Source organism: Actinacidiphila paucisporea (assembly GCF_900142575.1).
Taxonomy (GTDB): Bacteria; Actinomycetota; Actinomycetes; order Streptomycetales; family Streptomycetaceae; genus Actinacidiphila; species Actinacidiphila paucisporea.
The window spans coordinates 1-17368 of record NZ_FRBI01000002.1 but is presented as its reverse complement, the minus strand read 5'-3'; the positions used below and the strand labels follow the sequence as shown (position 1 = coordinate 17368).

The 17368-nt window shown below is 70.7% G+C and carries 14 protein-coding genes and 2 rRNA genes; 4 read left to right on the top strand and 12 right to left on the bottom strand.

Features of this window, described 5'->3' with window-relative positions; genetic code table 11:
* Positions 1-46: 46 nt before the first annotated feature.
* Both BUE44_RS03310 and BUE44_RS03305 read right to left on the bottom strand, forming a co-directional pair.
* Positions 47-700: an HAD family hydrolase gene (locus BUE44_RS03310; protein WP_073493512.1), complete on the bottom strand. Its 654-nt coding sequence runs from the start codon at positions 698-700 to the stop codon at positions 47-49.
* A gap of 97 nt (positions 701-797) precedes the next feature.
* Positions 798-1304, bottom strand: coding sequence for a DUF6912 family protein (locus BUE44_RS03305; protein WP_073493510.1), 507 nt, complete (start codon positions 1302-1304; stop codon positions 798-800).
* A 349-nt stretch (positions 1305-1653) separates the two neighbouring features.
* Between BUE44_RS03305 and BUE44_RS03300 the strand changes: the two genes are divergently transcribed.
* A complete protein-coding gene (locus BUE44_RS03300; RefSeq protein WP_079189454.1) occupies positions 1654-2001 on the top strand; it encodes an Rv3235 family protein in 348 nt (115 codons plus the stop codon).
* 121 nt (positions 2002-2122) lie between these two features.
* Here the strand turns inward: BUE44_RS03300 and secA are convergent, their stop codons facing one another.
* Positions 2123-4924, bottom strand: a complete 2802-nt coding sequence (gene secA, locus BUE44_RS03295) for a preprotein translocase subunit SecA (protein WP_073493505.1) — start codon at positions 4922-4924, stop codon at positions 2123-2125.
* Positions 4925-5151: 227 nt separating this feature from the next.
* On the opposite strand from secA, the gene BUE44_RS03290 reads away from it, so the two are divergent.
* A complete protein-coding gene (locus BUE44_RS03290; protein WP_073493504.1) occupies positions 5152-5763 on the top strand; it encodes a GNAT family N-acetyltransferase in 612 nt (203 codons plus the stop codon).
* A gap of 67 nt (positions 5764-5830) precedes the next feature.
* Positions 5831-7024: a winged helix-turn-helix domain-containing protein gene (locus BUE44_RS03285; protein ID WP_073493502.1), complete on the top strand. Its 1194-nt coding sequence runs from the start codon at positions 5831-5833 to the stop codon at positions 7022-7024.
* 28 nt (positions 7025-7052) lie between these two features.
* Here BUE44_RS03285 and BUE44_RS03280 read toward each other — a convergent pair whose 3' ends face one another.
* From BUE44_RS03280 to mtnA, 7 genes are all read right to left on the bottom strand, one after another.
* On the bottom strand, positions 7053-7799 hold the full coding sequence (locus BUE44_RS03280) for a response regulator (protein ID WP_073493499.1): 747 nt from the start codon (positions 7797-7799) through the stop codon (positions 7053-7055).
* Positions 7800-7943: 144 nt separating this feature from the next.
* Entirely contained in the window at positions 7944-8627 is a 684-nt protein-coding gene (gene hpf / locus BUE44_RS03275; RefSeq protein ID WP_073493497.1) for a ribosome hibernation-promoting factor, HPF/YfiA family, read from the bottom strand.
* A gap of 275 nt (positions 8628-8902) precedes the next feature.
* On the bottom strand, positions 8903-9610 hold the full coding sequence (locus BUE44_RS03270) for a ComF family protein (RefSeq protein ID WP_073493495.1): 708 nt from the start codon (positions 9608-9610) through the stop codon (positions 8903-8905).
* Between the two features lie 147 nt (positions 9611-9757).
* On the bottom strand, positions 9758-11590 hold the full coding sequence (locus BUE44_RS03265) for an LpqB family beta-propeller domain-containing protein (RefSeq protein WP_073493493.1): 1833 nt from the start codon (positions 11588-11590) through the stop codon (positions 9758-9760).
* Entirely contained in the window at positions 11590-13542 is a 1953-nt protein-coding gene (gene mtrB, locus BUE44_RS03260) for an MtrAB system histidine kinase MtrB (RefSeq protein ID WP_073493491.1), read from the bottom strand. Before mtrB ends, BUE44_RS03265 begins: the two co-directional genes overlap by 1 nt.
* Position 13543: 1 nt before the next feature.
* On the bottom strand, positions 13544-14233 hold the full coding sequence (gene mtrA / locus BUE44_RS03255; protein ID WP_106966605.1) for an MtrAB system response regulator MtrA: 690 nt from the start codon (positions 14231-14233) through the stop codon (positions 13544-13546).
* Between the two features lie 147 nt (positions 14234-14380).
* On the bottom strand, positions 14381-15445 hold the full coding sequence (mtnA, locus tag BUE44_RS03250) for an S-methyl-5-thioribose-1-phosphate isomerase (RefSeq protein WP_073493488.1): 1065 nt from the start codon (positions 15443-15445) through the stop codon (positions 14381-14383).
* 91 nt (positions 15446-15536) lie between these two features.
* Between mtnA and BUE44_RS03245 the strand changes: the two genes are divergently transcribed.
* Positions 15537-16982, top strand: a complete 1446-nt coding sequence (locus BUE44_RS03245; protein WP_073493486.1) for a hypothetical protein — start codon at positions 15537-15539, stop codon at positions 16980-16982.
* A gap of 78 nt (positions 16983-17060) precedes the next feature.
* Here BUE44_RS03245 and rrf read toward each other — a convergent pair.
* Positions 17061-17177, bottom strand: a 5S ribosomal RNA gene (rrf, locus tag BUE44_RS03240).
* Between the two features lie 106 nt (positions 17178-17283).
* A 23S ribosomal RNA gene (locus tag BUE44_RS03235) occupies positions 17284-17368 on the bottom strand; the annotation flags it as partial.

Here is a 17368-nt window from a genome sequence, read left to right as displayed (position 1 = left end):
GGACAGGAACCGGCCGGGAACGCACGCGGAACGCGGCGGTGATCCGTCAGGAGACTATTCGCTCGGCCTGCTCGACGGCCTCGGCCAGGCTGTCCACCACCGGCACCCCGGCGGACTCCAGGGCCGCCCTGCTGTGCGACCCGCCGGTGTAGAGCACCGCGTGTGCCCCGACGTGCGCGGCGGCGGCCGCGTCGTCCAGCGCGTCGCCGATCACCACGACCTGGCGGGGGTCGAGCGGGCCGAGCGACTCCAGGTGGCGGACCATCTGCGCGGCCTTGCCCGCGGTCGAGGCGCCCGTGCGGCCGTCGACCCGCAGGAAGTGCTCGGTGATGCCGTGCGCGGCCACGATCGGCACCAGCTGCTCGTGCGGGGCGAGCGAGCACAGCGACTGGGTCAGCCCTGCGGCCCGCCGGGCGGCCAGCAGCTCCGCGGCACCGTCGGCGAGCCGGCAGGCGTCGGCCAGCACCCAGTAGTGGCGGTGGAAGGTCGCGTCCATGACCTCCCATTCGGCGTCCGACGGCAGCCGGCCGATCAGCCGCTCGTAGAACCGGGGCACGGGCACGCAGTACAGCTCGCGGTAGCGGTCGAGGGTGATCGGCGGCAGGCCGAGTTCGGCGAAGGAGGCGTTCGTCGCCTCGATCACCGCGTCGATGTCGTGGAAAAGGGTGCCGTTCCAGTCCCACACGAGATGCGTGCTCATGGAAAGAACCGTACTCGCGCGGGCGGTCAAGACGGTCTGCGGCCTGTGGATAACTCGGGTCGCGGTGTGACCGTACGACCATCGGCCTGTCGGTCGGTCAGCCGATCAGATTGGGGATCTCCTGGGTGGCGTACCAGAGCAGCTCGTGGTCCTCGGCGCCGTCGACCGTGAACTGCGCGTCATCGTCGCCGGCGTCCGCCGCGCCCAGCGCCGCGGCAGCGGCGGCCACGTCGGGCTCGGCGTCGTCGGCGTCCAGGTGGACCGCTGCGGCCTCGGCCAGCGGCACCGGTCGGGAGAGCCGGACCTCGCCGAGCGCGGCCGGATCGAGCGCGCGGTCGGGGTCGAAGCGGACCGCGGCGTCGGGGACGTCCACGGCGACGACCGTGCGGCGGCGTGCCACATCCGGGTGAACCGCGAGCAGCCGGAGCGACGCCTGGGCGGCCCGGTTGAGCGCCGCGTACTCGAGTTCCTCTATGTCGTCGGAGACATACCACTCGCGCAGGCTCGGCGTGACCGCGAAGGCGTCGAGCGGTACGGGGCCCACCTCGCCCGCCTTGTACGCCTCGGCCAGCCCCGCCAGGGTCGTCGGAATATAGACGCGCATAGCGTGAAGCATACGTGCGCAACCATCCTGATAGGTGAATTCCACGGCGCCTTCGAACAGCGCCCGGCAGGTTTGCCTGCCTGCGGCGGCCGCCCCTAGAACCTGACTACCAGCCAGTAGCGATCTTGGGGAGCCACTCGTGCAGCCACCGCAGCCACCCGCCGCACCCTCTTCCGGAGCCGCCCCCGACCCGCGGCGGGGGCGCGTACCCGGCCGCGTACCGCCGTCCGCGCCCGTGCCGCCGCGCAGGGCGGGAGGCGCGGGGGCCGCGCCGCCCGGCCGCCGGGACAGCCGCCGTCCCGCGGGACGGCCGCAGCCGGCAAGGACGCCGGCCGGGGCGCTCGGACCGATGTCCGCGCACGACTGGTTCGCCGGCCGGCTGCTCGACGTGCTGACCGGGCGGCAGCCGCTGACGATGCTGGCCGGCAAGGTCAGGGACGAGGCCTACCAGCAGCTGTGGGAGCTGCACGCCCAGCGGGCCGACTGGCGCCCCCGCGGCAACCGCGGGCGTACCCCTTTCGTGTACCGCTGCCACTCCTACCGGACCTACCGCGGGGCGCTCGAAGTGTGCGCCGTGGTGTGCCTGGACCGGGACGTCTTCCGCGCGCTGGCCTTCCGCCTGGAGTCCGGCGGCGCCAGGGCGACCTCCGGCTACGGCCCCGAGCGCTGGCACTGCACCGCGGTGGCCGCCGAGTGACCGGGGCCGGGACCGCCCCCTCTCACGCGCCAATATGCGGCGACATGACGCGGCCGGGGGCCGGACCGCTTCGGGTCCGGCCCCCGGCCGGTCTGCACACGCCCCGCTGGGGGCGGCGGCGCTACTTCTTGCGGCGGCGGCCGCCCTTGGCGGCCTTGCGGCGCTCGGCGCGCGTCTGACCGACCTCTCCGTCCTCGACGGCGTCCGCGGGCGCACCCTCGAAGTCGCCCTCGACGACGCCGCCCTCACCGTCAACCGACGGCGCGGAGAAGTGCAGCCGGTCGGCCCGCTTGGGCGCGTCCAGGCCCTTGGCGCGGATCTCCGGGCGGTCCTTGGCCAGCGACGGCGGCGCGTCCTGGACGTCGGCGTCGGCCATCACCGGCACCTCCTCGACCTGCTGCTCGACCTGGACCTCCAGGTTGAACAGGTAGCCGACGGACTCCTCCTTGATCCCGTCCATCATGGCCGTGAACATGTCGAAGCCCTCGCGCTGGTACTCCACCAGCGGGTCGCGCTGCGCCATCGCCCGCAGCCCGATGCCCTCCTGGAGGTAGTCCATCTCGTAGAGGTGCTCACGCCACTTGCGGTCGAGCACCGACAGCACCACGCGCCGCTCCAGCTCACGCATGACGTCCTCGGTGAGCTGCTTCTCGCGCTCGGCATACTGCTCGTGGATGTCGTCCTTGACGGTCTCCGCGATGAATTCGGCGGTGATGCCGGCGCGGTCGCCCGCCTCGTCCTCCAGCTCCTCGATCGTCGCCTTGGCCGGGTAGAGCTGCTTGAACGCGCCCCACAGCCGATCCAGGTCCCAGTCCTCGGCGAAGCCCTCGCGGGTCTCCGCGTCGATGTACGCGTCGATGGTGTCGTCCATGAAGTGCTGCACCTGCTCGTGCAGGTCCTCGCCCTCCAGGACGCGGCGGCGCTCGCCGTAGATGACCTCGCGCTGCCGGTTGAGCACCTCGTCGTACTTCAGGACGTTCTTGCGGATCTCGAAGTTCTGCTGCTCGACCTGCGACTGGGCCGAGGCGATGGCGCGGGTGACCATCTTGTTCTCGATCGGCACGTCGTCGGGCACGTTGGCCATCGACATCACGCGCTCGACCATCTGCGCCTTGAACAGCCGCATCAGGTCGTCGCCCAGGGACAGGTAGAAGCGGGACTCGCCCGGGTCGCCCTGCCGGCCGGAGCGGCCGCGCAGCTGGTTGTCGATGCGGCGCGACTCGTGCCGCTCGGTGCCCAGCACGTACAGCCCGCCGAGGTCGACGACCTCCTCGTGCTCGGCCTTGACCGCCTCCTCGGCGCGCTCCAGAGCCGCCGGAAGGGCCGCGGCCCACTCCTCGACGTGCTCCAGCGGGTCCAGCCCGCGCTGCCGCAGCTCCGCCTCGGCGAGGTCGTCGGGATTGCCGCCGAGCTTGATGTCCGTACCGCGGCCCGCCATGTTCGTCGCCACGGTGACCGCGCCCTTGCGGCCGGCCTGGGCGACGATCGACGCCTCACGGTCGTGCTGCTTGGCGTTCAGCACCTCGTGCGGCACACCCCGCTTGGCCAGCTGCGCCGACAGGTACTCGGACTTCTCCACCGACACGGTGCCGACCAGCACCGGCTGGCCCTTCTCGTGCTTCTCGACGATGTCCTCGACCACGGCGGCGAACTTCGCCTCTTCCGTGCGGAAGATCAGGTCCGGCTTGTCCATCCGGGCCAGCGGCCGGTTGGTCGGGATCGGGACCACGCCGAGCTTGTAGATCTGGTGGAATTCGGCGGCCTCGGTCATGGCCGTACCGGTCATTCCGGACAGCTTGTCGTACAGGCGGAAGAAATTCTGCAGGGTGATCGTGGCGAGCGTCTGGTTCTCGTCCTTGATGTCCACCCCTTCCTTCGCCTCGATCGCCTGGTGCATGCCCTCGTTGTAGCGGCGACCGGCGAGGATACGGCCGGTGTGCTCATCGACGATCATGACTTCGCCGTCCATGACGACATAGTCCTTGTCGTTCTTGTAGAGCTCCTTGGCCTTGATGGCGTTGTTCAGATAACCGACGAGCGGGGTGTTGACCGACTCGTACAGGTTGTCGATGCCCAGCCAGTCCTCGACCTTGGCGACGCCGGACTCGTGGATCGCGACGGTGCGCTTCTTCTCGTCCACGTCGTAGTCGCCGGTCTCCTCCTTGCCGAGGCTGCCCGCCTCGCCGCGGTTGAGACGGCGCACCAGCCGCGCGAAGTCGCTGTACCACTTGGTCGCCTGGTCGGCGGGCCCGGAGATGATCAGCGGCGTACGCGCCTCGTCCACCAGGATCGAGTCGACCTCGTCGACGATCGCGAAGTTGTGGCCGCGCTGTACGAGCTCGTCCTTGGACCACGCCATGTTGTCGCGCAGGTAGTCGAAGCCGAACTCGTTGTTGGTGCCGTACGTGATGTCGCATGCGTACTGCGCCCGGCGCTCGGCCGGCGACATGTTGGCCAGGATGCATCCGACCTCGAGGCCGAGGAATTTGTGCACCCGGCCCATCCACTCCGAGTCGCGCTCGGCGAGGTAGTCGTTGACGGTGATCAGGTGCACGCCCTTGCCGGACAGCGCGTTCAGATACGCGGGCAGCGTGCCGACCAGCGTCTTGCCCTCACCGGTGCGCATCTCCGCGACATAACCCAGGTGCAGGGCCGCGCCGCCCATCAACTGCACGTCGTAGTGCCGCTGCCCCAGAACACGCCTGGCCGCCTCGCGGACCGTCGCGAACGCCTCGGGCAGCAGGTCGTCGAGGGTCTCGCCGTTCTCGTAGCGCTCTTTGTACTCGTCGGTGAGTGCCCGCAGTTCGGCATCGGAAAGGCTCTCGAAGTCCTCTTCGATGGAATTGACCTGGTCCGCGATGCGGTGCAGCTTGCGCAGGATCTTGCCTTCGCCTGCACGCATGAGCTTGTTGATGACGGACACGTAGGCTGGCTCCTTGCCGGTCGGGCCTGGCGCGGTTGCCGCGCGGGGCACAGCGGGGTTTTCTGTCTGCCTCGGCCCTGCTGCAACGGCCATCGTAAGCGAGGAGACCAGCGAGCCGGGAGGCCCGGCGTCGGCAAAACGGTTTTCCAGGGCCAGTCAGGCTCCGCAATACTCGGCCGCACGTCCTTTGTCCCCCGCTGCGTCCCCCTGCGGAAGGTCGCCGAGCCATGGATCCCGTCACTCTGACCACCGCGCGCCTGCTGCTGCGCCCTCTGGAGCCCCGCGACGTCGAGGCGGTGCGGGCCGCCTGCCAGGACCCGGAGATCGCGCGCTGGACGTCCGTCCCCTCGCCGTACACCCGCGAGAACGCGGTGGATTTCGTCGAACGGATCGCCCCGCAGGGCTGGCGGGACGACACCCTGTACAACTTCGGCGTCTTCACCCGCGAAAGCGGCGACCTGGTCAGCTCGATGGGCCTGGTCAGGTTGGGGCAGCTGCCCGCGCCCGGCCGGCAGGCGGAGCTGGGCTACTGGACGGTGAAGGAGCAGCGCGGCAAGGGCTACACCGCAGAAGCGGGCCGGGCGGTGTGCGACTGGGCGTTCGGTGCGCTGGGCGTGGAGCGCGTCGAATGGTTCGCGGAGGCCGGGAACGTGGGCTCCCGGGCGGTGGCGCTCCGCATCGGCTTCGTCATGGAGGGCACCCTGCGGGCGAAGCTGGTGCACAGCGGCACCCGGCGCGACGCCTGGAGCGCGGCCCTGCTGCCCTCGGACTGGGGCCGGGAGTCGGCGACCGCGTATCTGCCGTATCCGCCGCCCGCCTCCGGGCAGCACGCTCCGTGACCCCGCCGGAACGGCCGTTCTCGCAGGCCGGCGGCCATTGTCAGTGCGCCGTCCTACGCTTGCGGCCATGACAGCGCTGCCGCCGCCCCAGCTCACCCTGTCCGCCGACGAGGCCCGCAGGATCGCCCTGCGCGCCCAGGGCCTCCTCGGCGTCCCCGACCGACGGGCCGGCACGCGCGGGGTGCTGCGCTCGCTCGGCGCCGTGCAGCTCGACACCATCTCGGTGCTCGCCCGCTCGCACGAGCTGATCCCCTACGCACGGCTGGGCGCGGTCGGCAGGGAAGCGGTGGAGCACGCGTACTGGTCGGACGACCACGCCTTCGAATACTGGTCGCACGCCGCCTGCATCCTGCCCATCGAGGAGTGGCCGCACTTCGCCTTCCGGCGGCGGGCCCGGCGGGCGCGCGGCCACCGCTGGCATGTGCTGGCCGACGCCGAGCGGTCCTGCGCCACCGTATTGGACCGGCTACGGGCCGACGGCCCGTTGACGTCCACCGAGTTGGGCGGCGCGAAGAACGGCGGACCGTGGTGGGACTGGTCCGAGACGAAGATCGCCGTCGAGTGGCTGCTGGACACCGGCGAGGTGGTCTGCACCCGGCGGCGCAGCTGGAAGCGGGTCTACGACCTGGCCGAGCGCGCGGTCCCCGACGCGCTGCTGCACGACGACATCGACGACGCCGAGTGCATGCGCCGGCTGGTCACCCAGGCCGGCGCCGCTATGGGGGTCGCCACCCGCGCCGACCTGGCGGACTACCACCGGCTCAAAGGTGAGCAGGTCGCCGCGGTGATCGCCGACACCGGCCTGGTCCCGGTCGAGGTCGAGGGCTGGGGGAGGCCGGCCTGGGCCGACCCGGCGGCGCTGGCGACCGAGCCGCGCGGCCGGCACCGTACGACGCTGCTGTCACCCTTCGACTCGCTGATCTGGGACCGGCCGCGCACCGAGCGGATCTTCGGCTTCACCCACCGGCTGGAGGCCTACACGCCCAAGCCCAAGCGGATCCACGGCTATTTCGCCATGCCGCTGCTGGCCGGCGGCCGGCTGGTGGGCCGGGTCGACCCGGCCAGGGAGGGCAGAACCCTGGTCGCCCGGCAGGTGACGCTGGACAACCACAAGGCGGTGCAGGCCGCCGCCGACGCCATCGCGGAGGCGGCCGGCTGGGTCGGCTGCGAGGATGCCCGGGTGGAGCGGGTGCTTCCGGAGACGCTGCGCGAACCGCTGGTCAGCGCGGTCAAGCGCTCCCACGATCGCCGCTGGAGCTAGCGGCGGACTCGGCCGCCGGGGGCCGGCGTCAGCGGATCTCCAGGATCTTCTCGCGCATCGCGTAGACCACCGCCTCCATCCTGGAGTGCAGCTGCAGCTTCTCCAGGATGTTGCGCACATGGTTCTTCACGGTGTTCTCGCTGATGAAGAGCTGCTTGGCTATGTCCCTGTTGTTCAGACCGGTGGCCACCAGCTTGAGCACCTCCAGCTCCCGGTCGGTGAGCTTGGGCGCGGGCACCAGCCGCCGCTCGTCGGTGCGCTGGATCATCGACTTGAACTCGGTCAGCAGCTTGGACGCCATCGACGGGCTGATCTGCGACTGCCCGTCCGCGACCGCGCGGATCGCGGTCGCGACCTCGTCGGTGGAGATCTCCTTGAGCAGGTAGCCGGTCGCCCCGGCCTTGATTGCCTCGTAGAGGTCGGCTTCCTCGTCGCTTATCGTCAACATGATGATCTTGGCGCTGGGAGCCACCTCCTTGATGGAGGTGCAGGCCTCGATACCGCCGCGGCGCGGCATCCGCACGTCCATCAGCACGATGTCGGGCAGCAGGTCCGCCGCCTTGTCCACCGCTTCGGCCCCGTCCCCCGCCTCGCCGACGACCTGAATGTCCTCCTCCTGCGCGAGCACGATCTCCAGGCCGCGGCGGAAAAGCGCGTGGTCGTCGACCACCAGCACCCGGATCGGCTCGGCCGGCGCCCGACCGGCCGCATGGTCAGGTCCTTCGTAGGAGTCCGGCCCGCTCCCGCCGGCAGCCCGGTGCGCGAAGTCCGGCATCAGATCCTCCCCCTCAGACCAGAGTTGACCGCATCCGGTCCAGCATTTCACGTCCCGGCGCCGTGGTGCCCCAAGGCGAACCCGGGGCACCACGGGCACCCGCCCTACCGTCCGGCGGCTCCGGTCAACGGGCCGGGGCCTCGTTCAGCGGGCCAGCGCCCCACCGGCGCCGGCCGGAGCCTCCGCTCCCGCCTCGTCCGCGTTGAGATGGATCACGCCGTAGTCGTAGCCGTGCCGCCGGTAGACCACGCTCGGCTGCTTGGTGTCGACGTCGACGAACAGGTAGAAGTCGTGTCCGACCAGCTCCATCTCGTACAGCGCCTGGTCGAGCGCCATCGGCGCGGCCGCGTGCGTCTTCTCCCTCACCACCAGCGGGCCTTCGCCGCGCACTTCCAGCGGGCCGATCCGCTTGGTCGGCACACCGTCGGCCGACGGGTCGCCGACCGGCTCACCCTCCGCGTTCATGTACGCCGCGTCCGGTACCGCGGAGGCCACGTCCGCGGCCGGAATCCGGCCGTTCCCCCTGCGGGTGTGGCGCTTGCTCGCGGCCTTGCGGAGCCGCGCCTCCAGCTTGGTGACCGCGACGTCCAGCGCGGCGTACGGGTCGGCGGCTGCCGCTTCTGCCCGGACCACCGGGCCCCGGGTGTTGAGCGTGATCTCCACCCGGTCGGAACGGTCCGCCTGCCGCGGGTTGAGCTCCTTGGACACCTCGACGTCGAGGCTGATCACCTTGCCGTCGAGCTTCTGGATCTTGTCCAGCTTCTCGGCCACGTGCTTCCGGAACCGCTCAGGCACCTCGGTCTTGCGGCCCTTGACGACGATGTCCACGCAGAACTCCGTTCCCGGATCGCCCCGGCTGACCGGCGGCGATCCCTTTCGCTGAGGCCGACCCGGGTGCCACCCGTCCGGCGCTGCGTTGGCTGCCGCTCCGCCTCCCGGTCTCACCGGGAACCGCGAAGCCGCGGCTTTCACCTCCTCCTGCCCCACTGGGAAGATCAACACCCCACGGTGTCCCTTCCCTATCCCCCGAACATAGTCCCGGAGTGCGGAAGTCGGCATCCCCAGCGCCGCGCTCCCCCCATTCGAGTGAAGGCCGACCCCCTTCACCTGCGGCGATGCCCGACCGGGTGAATTTCCGGGCCATCCGGCCCCGCCACAACCGCCGCTCCCGCCACTCTCCCTCCCGCCACGGCGACCGCTCGCGCGGCCACGCTCAGTGATGTCCCCGTCGTCATCAGGTCATCCACCAGCACGACCTGGGCGGCCGCCAGCAGCGCCGCGCAGCCGCCGACCGCCTCGACCGCGCCGGACAGGTTCGCCAGCCGTCCGGTCGCGTCCAAGCCGGACTGGTCGGCGACCGCCCGCCGCTGCCGCAGCAAGGGCACCGCCCTCGCCGGTGTCCCCGAACGGCGCAGTGCCACTGCCGCCGCGCGGGTCATCCGTGCGGTGGCGTCATGGCCCCGCCGTGCCACTGCCCGCCGCGCGGAGGGCACTGGTACCAGCAGCACCGTCCCGGCGACGCCCAGCGGCCGTACAGCCGCGGCAAGGGCCGTTCCCAGCGGCCGGGCCAGGCCCAGCGCGCCCCTTTCCTTGTGCGCGAGGAGCACGGCCCGCACCTCGTCGCTGTACCGCCCCGTCGCATAGACCGGTGGCAAGCCGGCCGGCTCCGGTGTCGGACGCACCCGCCGCACCGAGGACGCCCCGCCCAGCAGTCCCCGGCACCGCTCGCACAATTCCGTACGCGGACGCCCGCAGCCCGCGCAGTCCACCGGCAGCACCAGCCCGGCGATCTCCCGCCACCAGCCCCGCATGCCTCCACTGTGGCCGCTGCGACCCGGCGGCTGCCAGTCACTCGTTCGGGGGCTGTGGACAACTCAGGTCGGGCACCTGACAAGCCGACGGCGCACGCGGAAGCGCCCCGGCGGTCGCGGCTCCCTGCCAGCGGGGCGGCCCGGCGGTCAGCCCGGGTAGACCGGACTGCCGCCCTTCGGGGTGACCCTCTTCCAGTTCGAGTCGTCGGGCAGCCAGTAGATGTAGCCGTTGGACGAGGCGACCTGCAGCGGCCTGGTGGGGTCCTCGGAGGCCGCCACCGACACGGCCTCGCCGATGCTCTCCAGCGCGGCCGCCACGGAGCCGTCGGTGCTCACGTAGTGGATCTGCTGCCCGCCCCCGCCGATGTCGCTGCCCTGCATCACCAGCTGGCTGGGCCCGGCCCACGACACCGAGCTCACGCTCTCCCCGGCAGGCGTGAGGTCACGCAGATTCTTCACGCTGAACTGCGGCTGGTCCAAAGTGCCGCCCCGCTGGATCAGACCGAGCTGCAGGGTCTTGTTCCCGCCCTCGTCCACGACCAGGACGATCCGCACCCCGTCGGAGGCGACCCGCAGCGACTCGACCCGCCCTTCCAGCCCTGGCACGTCCACCAGGGCAGGCGCGCCCGTACCGCCCGGCAGCACGTACAACCGGGAGATCGCCGGGCTCCGATCGGCGACCCACAGGTCGTCGAACCCGTCCCAGCTCGGCGCGCTCAGCCCGTTCTTCGGATTCTGCGCGGAACTGGTCAGCTGCGATGCCCGGAACGAGTCGCCGTCCGTGAACGAGCCGACCACCAGGTGGCCGTCGCTCCTGACGCCCGCGGCCATCTCCCCGTCGCGGCGCACCGCGACCGACACCAGATCCGCCTTGGCCGAGCCGAAGGGTCCCTGGACCGGACTCGCTGCCGTGTCCTGCCCCGCCAGTTCGTACAGCTGGTGCTGCTCGGACCCGATGAAATACCGCTTGGATGTGGATCCGACCATGTCCGTCGGGGTGAGCGCCTGGCTGCTGGGCAGCGAGCAGATCGTTGCGCCGTCGGCACGCTGCACCTCGGCGGACGCCAGTTTCGCCGACGCCTGCCCCTGCACGGTGGCGAAAAGCTGCGCGGCCAGCCGCATGCACTGGTCGTGCCCCAGCCGGTCCGCCTTCTTGTCCAGCCGCACCTTCAGGCGCTGCGAGTCGTCCACCAAGACGCCCTGGCCGGTTCCCTTGCTGTACAGCCGGACACCGCTGGGCGCCGCGGAGGCGACCGCGGGAGCAAGCCAGGTCGTGGGACCGCCGAGCAACGCGGACACGGTGTCGGCCAGCGAGTCGGTCTGCTGCTTGCGCAGATAGACCGGGTCGGCGACGAGTGTCTGCTGCCGGCTGCCGGAGCGCTGCCCGTCGGGGCCCAACTGGGCGAAGTAGTACATGTTCACGGAGTGGTATATCCGCTGGAAGTCCGACGCGGACAGGATCAGGCCGTCGTCCAACCTGTCGATCCGCCACTCGTTGCCCTGCTTGACCAGATGGACGGAGGTGTGGAAGGCGCCCCCGTTGGGACTGTAGGCGTGCTTGGCGTCCACCTGCGCGGTCTTGGACCCCGACACCCCGATGACGACGCCCGTCGCCTTGGGGGCGAAGTCCGTGCCGCCGTCGCTCTGCGGGCTGCTGGACAGCACGGTGATCCGGGCCTTCGGATCCCAGCGTTGCTCGAGAGCCCTGGTCAGATATTTCTTGGCCGTGGCGAAGTCGGGCTCGCCACTGGTGGTGGCCTCCAGGAAGCCGCTGACGATCTCGGCGGCGCTCTCCCCGGGATGCGGCGGAATACCGTAGACCAGCACCCGCGGGTTGTCGTCCGCCTGCTGGCCGTTGTCGACCTTGCGCACCTCGCCGCCGCTCGGCATCGACGCGCATCCGGCCAGCAGCAGCGCGGCGCCCAGCGGCAGCGCACCGCCCCTGAGGACCCGCAGGGCCCCGCGCCCCATCGCACGCATCAGACGTCGTCCTCCCGAGCCGCTTCCCTGCGCTCCACCACCCGTGCCCCGCTGCCCGGCAACGCGGCCGGATCGGCCTTCGCCGGACGCATCGGTGCGACGCTGGGCATCGGCGGTATGAGCGGCGGCCGCGGCCGATGCTTACCATGCCCGCCGACCGCCGCGGCGCCGCTCGCACTCCCGGCCCGCGGTGCGGGCACGCCGGGAGTCGCCGCCGAGGCCGGACGTCCCGAACTGATCAGAGCGCGGTGGCGGCGCGAGTCCTCGGGCTCCAGCGCGATCGGCGAACCGCGCAGGCTGTCGCCGGCCGTGCGCGGCAGCGTCATACGGAACTGCGACCCGCCGCCCGGCTCGCCCCACGCCTGGAGCCAGCCGCCGTGCAGCCGCGCGTCCTCCACCGCGATCGACAGGCCGAGGCCCGTGCCGCCCGTGGTGCGCGCCCGGGCAGGATCGGCCCGCCAGAACCTGTTGAACACCCGGGTCGCCTCGCCCGGCTTGAGCCCGACGCCGTAGTCCCGGACCGCGACCGCGACCGCACCGTCGGCCGTCGCCAGCCGGACGACCACATCCCGGCCGTCGCCGTGCTCGATCGCGTTGACCAGTAGATTGCGCAGCACCCGCTCGACCCTGCGGGGGTCGGCCTCGGCGATGACCGGCTGGGCGTCGCCGCGTATCACCACCCGGCTGCCCTTGCGCTCGGCCAGCGGCTCCGCCGCGTCGACCACGTGCCGGACGACGTCGCGAAGGTCTATCGGCTCCGCCGACAATTCTGCCGCGCCCGCGTCGAACCTGCTGATCTCCAGCAGGTCGGACAGCAGCGACTCGAAGCGGTCCAACTGGTTCTGCAGCAGTTCGGCGGAACGGGACGTCACCGGATCGAAGTCGGTACGCGCGTCATGGATGACGTCCGCGGCCATCCGTACCGTCGTCAGCGGTGTCCGCAGCTCGTGGGACACGTCGGAGACGAAGCGGCGCTGCATCCTCGACAGGTCCTCCAACTGCTGGATCTTGACCTGCAGATTCTGCGCCATCTTGTTGAACGACTCACCGAGTCGCGCGATGTCGTCCTCACCGGTCACCTGCATGCGTTCCTGCAGCCGCCCCGCCGCGAGCCGCTCGGCGATCCCGGCGGCCATCCTCACGGGCGTGACCACCTGCCGGGTCACCAGCCAGGCGATCGCCCCCAGCAGCACCACCACGAAGATGCCGGCCGTCGCCAAAGTGCCCTTGACCAGGCCGAGCGTCTTCTCCTCCTGGTCGAAGGGAAAGACGTAGTACAGCTGATACGAATTGCCGTTGGGGTCCGTGAGGCGTTTGCCGACCGCGAGCGCGGGCCGCGGTCGCGCATTGTCGGTCTGCATCATCGTGTACTGCTTGAGGGCACCGGAGTGCGTCTCGACGGCGTCGCTGAGCGACTTGGGGATACTGGCGGGCTTCACGTGGTTCGAGCCGCGCGATCCGCGGGCCTCGGCACTGGCCCCGCCGGGGCCGCCACCGGCATCGGCGCCGGGGCTGAGCGTGACGATGCCGTAGACACCGATGCCACCGCTCGCGAGCTGGTCGGCCAGGCCGTTGAGCCAGCTGCCGGAGTCGACGGGCGCGGGCGGTGTCCCCGATCCCGAACCGTCCTGCGCCCGGCTGCCCTGGGTCGCCAGATTCTGCGCGATGGAGAACCCGCCGGTGGCCTGGTTCTCCGCGGCCTTCTCCTTGGCGTCGAGCAGGCCGTTCTTCACCTGGCCGATGACGACGAAGCCGAGCAGCAGCACCACGCCGACCGACATCAGCAGGGTGAAGGCCACCACGCGCAGCTGGAGATTGCGCCGCCACAGCCGGGCTGCCGGCTGCAGCGGACGCCGTGCCCAGCGCACGCACGAGCGGATCACCGGCAGCAGACCGCGCATCGGGTCCGCAAGCCGGCTCTCCAGCCGCTCACGCTCGTACGACGCGCACATCTCAGCCCGGTCCCGCCTTGTAACCGACCCCGCGGACGGTCACGACGATCTCGGGGCGCTCAGGGTCCTGCTCGACCTTGGAGCGCAGCCGCTGCACATGCACATTGACCAGCCGGGTGTCGGCCGCGTGCCGGTAACCCCACACCTGCTCGAGCAGCACCTCACGGGTGAAGACCTGCCACGGCTTGCGGGCGAGCGCGACCAGCAGGTCGAACTCGAGCGGTGTCAGCGCGATCGGCTGGCCGTCGCGCTTCACCGAGTGGCCGGCCACGTCGATCACCAGGTCGCCTATGGTCAGCTGCTCCGGCGTGGGCTCCTCGGCCCGCCGCAGCCGCGCCCGCACCCGCGCCACCAGCTCCTTGGGCTTGAACGGCTTGATGACATAGTCGTCCGCGCCCGATTCCAGGCCGACGACCACGTCCACGGTGTCGCTCTTCGCCGTGAGCATCACGATCGGCACACCTGACTCCGCCCTGATCTGCCGGCAGACGTCGATACCGTCACGCCCGGGCAGCATCAGGTCGAGCAGCACCAGATCCGGCTTGGCCTCCCGAAAAGCGGCAAGCGCCTTGTCACCGTCAGCACAGAACGACGGCTCAAAACCTTCTCCGCGCAGCACGATGCCAAGCATCTCTGACAGCGCAGTGTCGTCGTCGACGACCAGGACACGTCCCTTCATACCGACCATCATCCCATTTGCATATCGATACTGGTGACCTTTCGTGATCAAGGTCACGCTATGCGACTATTGTCCATGGTTGTACGCGGATGCGCTGCCCCCCAGATGCAGCCTGTGGATAACTTGTGGACCAGCACGCTACCGACGCTCCACGGAGCGTCACCGAGCGTCCTTCCGTACACAGACCGCCGCAAGGCTCTCGGCAGTCACCGGCGACGCCACACCGTTCTCCGTGACGATCGCGGTGATCAGTTCCGGCGGTGTGACATCGAATGCCGGATTATAGGCCTGCGTACCGAGTGGTGACGGCGCCAGATCCGTCACCTCGCTCCCCGGCCGCTGCTCCACCTCGATCGCGGCACCGTCGGGAGTGGCCGGATCGACCGTCGTCGTCGGCGCGACCACGACAAAAGGCACATGGTGATAGCGGGCGAGCACCGCGAGCGGATAGCTCCCCACCTTGTTCGCCGTCGAACCGTCGGCCGCTATCCGGTCCGCCCCGATCAGCACCGCGTCCACCTCGCCCGCGGTGAAAAGCGACCCGGCGGCACTGTCGGCCAGCAGCGTGTACGGCATTCCCGCCCGCGCCGCCTCCCACGCCGTCAGCCGAGCGCCCTGCAGCAGCGGGCGGGTCTCGTCCACCCACAACCGCCGCAGCTCACCGGCCCGGTGCGCGGCCAGGACGACGCCCAGCGCCGTTCCCTCACCGCCCGACACCAGAGCGCCGGTATTGCAGTGCGTCAGGATGCGGTAGCCACCGCCTAGCGCCAGCTCCGCGAGCAGCCGCACACCGTGGGCCGCCATCGCGGCGCTCGCCGCCGCGTCCTCGGCGTGCAACCGCCGTGCCTCGGCGAGCGCCGCCGCGGCTCCCTGGCCGGGCCCGGCCGAACGGAAGGCGGCGAGCGCCCGCCGTACGCCGTACCCAAGATTCACCGCGGTCGGCCGCGCGTGCGCGAGCACCCCGGCCGCGTCGTCCACGTCGTAACCGCGAGCCGCCGCCAGCGCGATCCCGTACGCCCCCGCCAGCCCGAGCACCGGCGCGCCCCGGACCGCGAGGGTCCGTATCGCCAGGACGAGCGCCGGCACATCCGTGCAGGCCAGCTCCACCTCCTCATGCGGCAGCCGCGTCTGGTCGAGCAGCACCAGGACAGGACCGTCCGGCGGCTCCTCCCAGCGCAGCGCAGGGACCGTTCCATGACCGGACTTCGTGAGGTGATCACCCATCTGCCCAGTCTGCCCTGCCAAACCCGACCTGCGGCAGCCCGTGACACGATGGCGACGAGTACTGACAGGACATACGAAAGGGCAGCCTCCGATGACCAACACTCCGGGCTGGGCCTCGCCCGGATCCTCCGACTCCCCAGAGCCGGACGGCGGCGACAGCCCCCAGGACACGTCCCCCGAAGCGGCGGACGGCCACAGCGACAGCGCGCAGGGCACGCCCGACACGCAGGAGACACCGCCGGCGCCGCCGGCGAGCGGCGTCTGGTCGCAGCAGCAGCCCCCGGCGGCCCCGTGGCACACGCCGTCAGGAGCCGTCCCGCACACCGCCGCAGAGGCCTCCGAGGCCGCCGCGGCGCCCACAACCGCGCGCCCGGACGCCCCCACCCCGCCCGAGACACCGGCACCACCGCCCGCCGGCACGGCGCGCCCGGGCTGGGACCGGCAGTGGGCTCCGCCGCCGCCTCCCCCACCGCAGGACGGCGGCCCGCGCTGGGGCCCGACGGTGCCGCAATACGGGGCCGCACAAGCGCCCTACGCCTCCAAGCCGCCCGCACCTCAGCCGGGCGTCATCCCGCTGCGTCCGCTGGACGCCGGGGAGATCCTGCAGGGCGCCGCCTCCACCCTGCAGCAGCACTGGCGGACCGCGATGCTCCTGGCCTTCGTCGTGGCCCTGCTGACCGAGAGCGTGAACGCGGTCATCAGCGGATTCCTTATCGACGACACTCGAATCAATGACCTCAACCGCAATTCCGATCCGAGCGTGCACGAGATCCTGCACGCGCTCAGCGGCAGCGCGGCGGCGTCCTCGCTGCTCATCCTGACGAGCATGATCGGGGTGATCCTCACCGCGGGCCTGCTCACCGTCGTCATCAGCCGCGCGGTCCTCGGCCGGCCGACCACGCTGCCCTCGGTGTGGCGGGACGTCCGGCCCCGGCTGGCGCAGCTCGTCGGCCTCGCCCTGCTGCTCCCCCTCGTGCTCTGCGCGATCGTGGCGGTGCCCGCAGTGCCCGGCCTGCTGATCGCGCTGGCAGGCGGAGAAACCGGCGGCGCCTCGCTGGCCTCGCTCGGATTGCTCTGCGGCGTTGTTCTCGCGATCTGGCAGTGGAATCTCTGGAGCCTCACCGCTCCGGTGCTCATGCTGGAAAAGCAGGGCCTCAAGACCGCCCTCAAGCGGTCGGTGAAACTCGTCAGCGGCTCGTGGTGGCGCGTTCTCGGTGTGCAGCTCCTCATGCTCCTCATCGCGGCCATCGCGTCCCTGGTGATTCAATTCCCCTTCGGCCTGGTCGCCGAGGCGGTCGACGGTGGCAGCATGGGCAGTGTCTTCTCCGCCAGCGCCGACAGCAGTTGGACCACAATCATCATCGTCGCCGTCGGCGGCGTGATCAGCTCCACCCTGACCCTCCCGATCAGCGCGGGCGCCGTCTCACTGCTGTACATCGACCAGCGCATCCGCCGCGAGGCCCTCGACGTCGACCTGGGCCGTGCCGCAAAGGTCCCCGGATACGAGGCTCCCACCACCGCCGGCGCCGGACGCTGACGGGCGGCAAACAACCGGAAACGCAAAGAAGCCCCGCTTCCCAGATTGACCTGGGAAGCGGGGCTTCTTCTAAAGATTGTTCGGCGGTGTCCTACTCTCCCACAGGGTCCCCCCTGCAGTACCATCGGCGCTGAAAGGCTTAGCTTCCGGGTTCGGAATGTAACCGGGCGTTTCCCTAACGCTATGACCACCGAAACACCATGAAACACACACCACACCCCACACACACCACCACTGATCGTGGTGGTACGGGAGTGTGGTAGCTGGTTGTTTCAGAACCACACAGTGGACGCGAGCAACTGAGGACAAGCCCTCGGCCTATTAGTACCGGTCAGCTCCACCCCTTACAGGGCTTCCACATCCGGCCTATCAACCCAGTCGTCTAC